The 6451-nt window shown below is 69.3% G+C and carries 6 protein-coding genes and 1 pseudogene; all 7 read left to right on the top strand.

Annotated elements, in window-relative coordinates; genetic code table 11:
- Positions 1 to 564, top strand: a pseudogene (locus tag B3E43_RS13765) (deoxyguanosinetriphosphate triphosphohydrolase); the annotation flags it as partial.
- A 192-nt stretch (positions 565 to 756) separates the two neighbouring features.
- Positions 757 to 1497: an SPOR domain-containing protein gene (locus B3E43_RS13760; protein ID WP_292030467.1), complete on the top strand. Its 741-nt coding sequence runs from the start codon at positions 757 to 759 to the stop codon at positions 1495 to 1497.
- Between the two features lie 7 nt (positions 1498 to 1504).
- Positions 1505 to 2554: a beta-N-acetylhexosaminidase gene (gene nagZ / locus B3E43_RS13755; RefSeq protein ID WP_292030465.1), complete on the top strand. Its 1050-nt coding sequence runs from the start codon at positions 1505 to 1507 to the stop codon at positions 2552 to 2554.
- The gene (locus B3E43_RS13750) at positions 2551 to 3372 is read left to right on the top strand and encodes a segregation and condensation protein A (protein ID WP_292030463.1); all 822 of its coding nucleotides are present in this window, start codon (positions 2551 to 2553) and stop codon (positions 3370 to 3372) included. The genes nagZ and B3E43_RS13750 overlap by 4 nt, the downstream gene beginning before the upstream one ends.
- Complete coding sequence (gene scpB / locus B3E43_RS13745; RefSeq protein WP_292030461.1) at positions 3369 to 4028, top strand: SMC-Scp complex subunit ScpB; 660 nt, start codon at positions 3369 to 3371, stop codon at positions 4026 to 4028. The genes B3E43_RS13750 and scpB overlap by 4 nt, the downstream gene beginning before the upstream one ends.
- 220 nt (positions 4029 to 4248) lie before the next feature.
- Positions 4249 to 5688 carry a UDP-N-acetylmuramate--L-alanine ligase gene (murC, locus tag B3E43_RS13740; protein ID WP_292030458.1) on the top strand — a complete coding sequence of 480 codons (1440 nt, stop codon included), beginning with the start codon at positions 4249 to 4251 and terminating at the stop codon, positions 5686 to 5688.
- On the top strand, positions 5688 to 6451 hold a 764-nt coding region (gene murB / locus B3E43_RS13735; RefSeq protein ID WP_292030454.1), incomplete at its 3' end, for a UDP-N-acetylmuramate dehydrogenase. The genes murC and murB, both read left to right, overlap by 1 nt.

The following is a 6451-nucleotide window of genomic DNA, read 5'->3' as shown; positions in this document are numbered from 1 at the left end:
AACAACCACGACGTCGACGACGGGGTGCAGGCGGGGCTGTTCACGCTCGAGGACCTGAACGACGTGCCGCTGATCGGGCCGGTGCTGCACGGGGTGCGCAGGGACTGGCCCGACCTCGACGACCGGATGATCCGCATCGAGGCGGTGCGGCGCATGATCGGGGCCATGGTCGAGGACGTGCTGGCCGAGACCGAGGCGCGCATCGAGGCGGCGGATATACGTTCGACCGAGGCGGTACGCACCGCCGACCGGATGCTGGTAGCGTTCTCGCCCGGCATGCTGGCCGATCTGGGCGTGCTGCGGAAATTCCTGTTCGAGCGGATGTACCGCCACTATCGCGTCAACCGCACCCGCAGCCAGGCAAGGCGGCTGCTGGCCGAGATGTTCCAGCTGTTCATGGCCGAGCCCGCGACCCTGCCGCCCGAATGGTCGGGCCGGGCGGACGTGGCGGACGAGGCGAAGCGGGCGCGGGCGGTGTGCGACTATATCGCAGGCATGACCGACCGGTATGCGATCGAGGAACACAGGAAGCTGTTCAGCCTGGATCTGGCGCTGGACCTCTAGCTTGTCATCCCGGCCGAAGCGAGGCGGAGAGCCGCGACGGGCGGGTGATCGCTCCGCCGTCCCGGATAGCCGCTTCGCGGCTTCCGGGATGACAAGGCAGTGGAGAACGATCTACCGGCCTGAAAAAGGACCCGGACCGGGATAGAGTGGTTGTTCCGCGCGCCGATTCGCGCGGATCCATGAGGCGCGGTCATGTCCAACGAAGATCCCTATCGTCCGAACCAGGGCCGCGACCGGGGCGCCTATACGCCGCCGACCGACGACGACCTGCCGTTCAACCGCGGCGGCTATGATCCGCGCCGGGCGGGCGAAGGCGGCGGGGCCAAGGCGCCGCCGATGACCCTGATCATCTCGGGCGGGGTGCTGCTGCTGCTGATTATCGCCGTGGTGGTCTATTATCGCGCCGGGCCGCGATCCTCGAACGACGCGCCGCCGGCTGTGGGCACGGCCGTGGTGGAAATGAAGGCCGACGCGCCGCTGGAGGCCCAGCCGATCGACCCGGAAGCCGGCATCGACGTCTATGACGCCGCCGAGGCCCCGACCGCCGCCCCGACCTTCACCCCGCCGCCCGAGGTCGCCCAGCCGCGTCCCGCGCCCGCTCCGGCCGGGACGACGACCCCCGCGGCGCCGCGTCCGACGCCCATGACGCCGCCGGCCTCGAAGACCGAGCCCCGCGCCCCGGCCACTGTCGGCGGGACGTCCGGCGTGCAGATCGGCGCCTTCTCGACCCCCGGCATCGCCGACCGGGAGTTCGCCGCCATCGTCGGCCGCTACCCGCAGTTCACCGCCGGCGCCGACAAGCGGGTGCAGGAGGTGACGGCGTCCAACGGTTCGACCGTCTATCGCACCACGGTGACCGGCCTGAGCCGCGAGCAGGCGACCGGCCTGTGCGACGCCATCAAGGCCCGCGGCGGCGACTGTTTCGTGCGCTGATCGATCGGTGACCTCGGCGGCGATCTACGGCTGTAGCGGCCATCGGCTGACAGAGGCGGAACGCGCCTTTTTCGCCGAGGCGAGGCCGTGGGGGTTTATCCTGTTCCGGCGCAATATCGACAGCCCGGAGCAGGTCCGGGCCCTGACCGCTGAACTGCGCGACTGCATCGGCGACGCCGGGGCTCCGATCCTGATCGACCAGGAGGGCGGCCGGGTGCAGCGGATGGGTCCGCCGCACTGGCCGAAATATCCGCCGGGCGAGGCCTATCTGAAGGCGGTGAACGACCCGCTGACCGCGCGCGAGCTTGTGCGGCTGGGCGCGCGGCTGATGGCGCACGACCTGAAGGCGGTGGGGATCAATGTTGATTGCCTGCCGGTGCTGGACGTTCCCGTGCCCGGCGCCCACGACATCATCGGCGACCGGGCCTATGCGCAGGACCCGGCGACAGTGGCGCAGCTGGGGCGGGCGGCGGCGGAGGGGATGCTGGCGGGCGGCGTCCTGCCGGTGATCAAACACATGCCGGGGCATGGCCGCGCCTTCGCCGACAGTCACCACGACCTGCCGGTGGTGCATGCGGATTTCGCGACGCTGGACGGCTGGGATTTTGCACCCTTCAAGGCCATGTCGGACATGCCGCTGGCGATGACGGCGCATGTGGTGTTCGACGCAATCGATCCGAAATGGCCGGCGACGACCTCGAAGAAGGCGATCCGCCTGATGCGCGAGCCTCTCGGCTTCGGCGGGCTGATCATGACCGACGACCTGTCGATGAAGGCGCTGTCCGGGTCGCTGCGGGAGCGGGCCGAGGCGTCGCTGAAGGCCGGCTGCGACGTGGTCCTGCACTGCAGCGGCGACCTCGACGAGATGGGGCTGGTGGCCGAAGGCGTCGGCAAGCTGAAGGGCAAGGCGGGCAAGCGGGCCGCGGCGGCGCTGGCGCGGATCGTCAGCGAGCCGGAGCCGCTGGACCCGTTCGAGGCGCGGCTGCGGTTCGATGCGCTGATGAGCGGGCGGCTCGAGGCGGCGAGGGGGCCGGATGTCGGGGAGGCGCAGGCATGACCGACGCCTTCCAGCCCAATCTGGACTTCACCGCCGCCGAACAGGTCGATGAGCGCGAAGCGTTTGTCGTCGACCTGGACGGCTATGAGGGGCCGCTGCACGTGCTGCTTGCGCTGGCGCGGACGCAGAAGGTCGATCTGCTGAAGCTGTCGATCACCCGGCTGGCGGAACAGTATCTGGCCTTCGTGCACGAGGCGCGGCGGCGGAATTTCTCGCTGGCGGCGGACTATCTCGTGATGGCGTCCTGGCTGGCCTATCTGAAGTCGCGCCTGCTGCTGCCGCGCACCGAAAAGGGCAAGGGCGACGAGATTCCGGCCGAGGAGATGGCCGCGGCCCTCGCCTTCCGGCTGCAGAAGCTGGAGGCGATGCGCAAGGCGGTGGAGGCGATCACCGCCCGGCCGCAGCTGAAGCGGGACGTCTTCAGCCGGGGCGATCCGCAGGCGACGGTGATCGTGCCGTCCGACCGGGTCGACGCCAGCCTCTATGAGCTGATGGCCGCCTATGTGACCCAGCGCCGGCGCGAGGAGCAGCGCCACTACAATCCCGGCCAGCGGGTCGAGGCCTTTGCGCTGGAGGCGGCGCGGGACTGGCTGCGCGACGTGCTGCCGCGTCTGGAGCAGTGGACGCCGCTGGAGCAGGTGGCGCCGGCGCGACGCGGCGAGGACGGCCCGACCCAGGCCAGCTTTACCGCCTCGACCCTGTCGGCCAGTCTGGAGCTGGTGAAGGAGGGGGCGATGGATGTGAAGCAGGCCGAGGCCTTCGCCGACCTGTATCTCAAGCGGCGCGGGCGGGGTCAGGTGCTGGAGCTGGTGCCGTGATCCAGTTCGCCCCCGATCACGGAGAGATCGAGCGCCGCGTCGAAGCGTTGTTGTTCGCGGCGGCCGGGCCGCTGTCGGCGGCCGAGATCGCGCGGCGGCTGCCCGAGGGGGCTGATGTGGGCGGGGCGATTTCGGCCCTGCGCGAGAAGTATCACGGGCGGGGGGTCGAGCTGGAGTGCGTCGCCGACCGCTGGCAGTTCCGCACGGCACCAGACCTGTCCTTCCTGATGACCGAGGAGCGCGAGGAGCCGCGGCGGCTGTCCAAGGCCGCGCTCGAGACCTTGGCCATCATCGCCTATCACCAGCCCTGCACCCGCGCCGAGGTCGAGAGCGTGCGCGGGGTGTCGCTGTCGCGGGGCACGCTGGATCTGCTGCTGGAGATGGGGTTCGTGCGGCTGCGCGGACGGCGGCGGACGCCGGGACGGCCGGTGACCTATGGCACCGCCGACCGGTTCCTGGAGCATTTCGGCCTGTCCAACCTGTACGACCTGCCGGGCGTGCAGGAGATGAAGGCGGCGGGCCTGCTGGACCTGTCGATCCCGGTGGGCTTCGAGGTGCCGGACCCGTCGCGGGCGACGGACGGGGACGACGAGCCGTTGCTGCCGGGCGACGAGGACGCGCCGGAGTTCGCGCAGGATTTCGTGGCGGAGGATTGAGGGTGGGCCCGCGAGGGGAGGTCGATTCCAATGCCCCGTGCGGCCAAGTGGTTAGTGGTTAGTGGTTAGTGATTAGTGGTTGGCCGACAGGGGCGACGCCGCCGTCGCCGAGCCGCCCCCCGCAGGCGATCCAGCAACCACTAATCACTAATCACTAATCACTTCATGCCTCCCCGCCGAAGGTGATGCATTCCGCTCCGACCCTTGCTAATCGCTTCAGATGATCGCTCGCCTTCGCCCCGTTCCGTTCGACCTCGGTCCCGTCCATTTCGTCGGCATTGGCGGCATCGGCATGAGCGGGATCGCCGAGATCATGCTCAAGATCGGCTATTCGGTGCAGGGCTCCGACGCCAAGGCCAGCGCCAACACCGAGCGGCTGGAGAAGCTGGGCGCGCGCATCTTCATCGGCCATGACGCGGCGCATATCGGCGACGGGGTGTCGGCGGTGGTCTATTCGACCGCGGTCAAGCCGACCAATCCCGAGATGGTCGTGGCGCGCGAGCGGCGGATTCCGCTGGTCCGGCGGGCGGAGATGCTGGCCGAGCTGATGCGGCTGCAGTTCTCGATCGCGGTGGGCGGGACCCACGGCAAGACCACGACGACCTCGATGGTGGCGGCGATCCTCGACGCCGGCGGGCTGGATCCGACGGTGGTCAACGGCGGCATCATCAACGCCTATGGCACCAACGCCAAGGTCGGCGACGGCGACTGGATCGTGGTCGAGGCCGACGAGAGCGACGGCAGCTTCCTGCGCCTGAAGTCGACGGTCGCCATCGTCACCAACATCGACCCGGAACACCTCGATCACTACGGCGACTTCGACGGGGTGCGGAAGGCGTTCGTGGACTTCGTCGAGAACATTCCCTTCTACGGCTTCGCCGCCGTCTGCCTCGACCATCCCGAGGTGCAGCGGCTGGTGGCCTCGATCGATAACCGGCGGCTGGTGACCTATGGGGTGAACCCGCAGGCCATGGTCCGGGCCGACAATGTTGAGATGAAGCCCGACGGTTGCCGCTTCGACGTGCTGATCCAGCCGCAGGGTCTGGCCGCGCTGGACGAGCCGATCCGGATCACGGGCCTGCACCTGCCCATGGCGGGCTGGCACAATGTCGCCAATGCGCTGGCCGCCATCGCCGTGGCGCGCGAGCTGGACGTGTCGGACGAGGCGATCCGGGCCGGTCTGGCCGGCTTCGGCGGGGTGCGGCGGCGGTTCACGACCACGGGGATCATCGGCGGGGTGCGGATCGTCGACGACTACGGCCACCACCCGGTCGAGATCGCGGCGGTGCTGAAGGCCGCCCGTCAGGTGGCGGAGGGCCGGGTCATCGCCGTGGTCCAGCCGCACCGCTTCACCCGCCTGCGCGATCACATGGAAGACTTTCAGGCCGCCTTCAACGATGCCGACGTGGTCTATGCCGCGCCGGTCTATCCGGCCGGCGAAGCACCGATCGAAGGCGTCGATGCAGATGCCCTGGTCGAAGGGATCAAGGCCCGCGGTCACCGCAGCGCACACACCGTGGCCGGGGCCGATGGCCTGGCCAGCGTGCTGGCGGACAGCGTCCAGCCGGGCGACATGGTGGTCTGCCTGGGCGCGGGCGACATCACCAAGTGGGCCGGCGGTCTGGCCGAAAAGATCAAGTTCCTGAGGGCGGGCGGATGATGGCCGATGCCCTTCCTAAGGTGGCGGGAAAAGTGACGCCGAACGCCCCGCTGGCTCCGCTGGTCTGGTTCAAGTCCGGCGGCGCGGCCGAGTGGCTGTTCGAGCCGAAGGACCTGGCCGATCTGCAACGGTTCCTGCGCGATCTCGATCCCAAGGTGCCGGTCATGGCGCTGGGGCTGGGCAGCAACCTGATCGTCCGCGATGGCGGCGTGCCGGGCGTGGTGGTGCGACTGGGCAAGACTTTCGCCAAAGTGAGCAAGAGCGCCGACCTGACGCTCGATTGCGGAGGCGGGGCGAGCGGGATTCTGGTTTCCTCCACCGCGCGCGACAACGGCATTGCCGGGCTGGAATTCCTCCGCTCGATCCCCGGCACGGTCGGCGGCTTCGTGCGGATGAACGGCGGGGCCTATGGCGGCGAGGTCAAGGATATCCTGGTCGATTGTGACGTGGTGCTGCGCGATGGTTCGCTGGTCACGCTGCCGGTGGCAGACCTGCATTACACCTATCGCCACAGCGAATTGCCGGACGGCGCGATCGTGGTCGCCGCGCGGTTCAAGGGGCGGCCCGGCGTGCCGGCGGATATCCAGGCCGAAATGGACCGCATTTCCGCCAGCCGCGAAGCCAGCCAGCCGCTGCGCAGCAAGACCGGTGGCAGCACGTTCAAGAACCCGCCGGGGCACAAGGCCTGGCAACTGGTGGACGAAGCCGGGTGCCGGGGTCTGATCCTGGGCGGCGCGCAGGTGAGCGAGAAGCACACCAACTT

It is taken from the genome of Brevundimonas sp. UBA2416 (assembly GCF_002343105.1).
Lineage (GTDB): Bacteria > Pseudomonadota > Alphaproteobacteria > Caulobacterales > Caulobacteraceae > Brevundimonas.
This window is presented reverse-complemented; position numbering and strand designations above follow the sequence as displayed.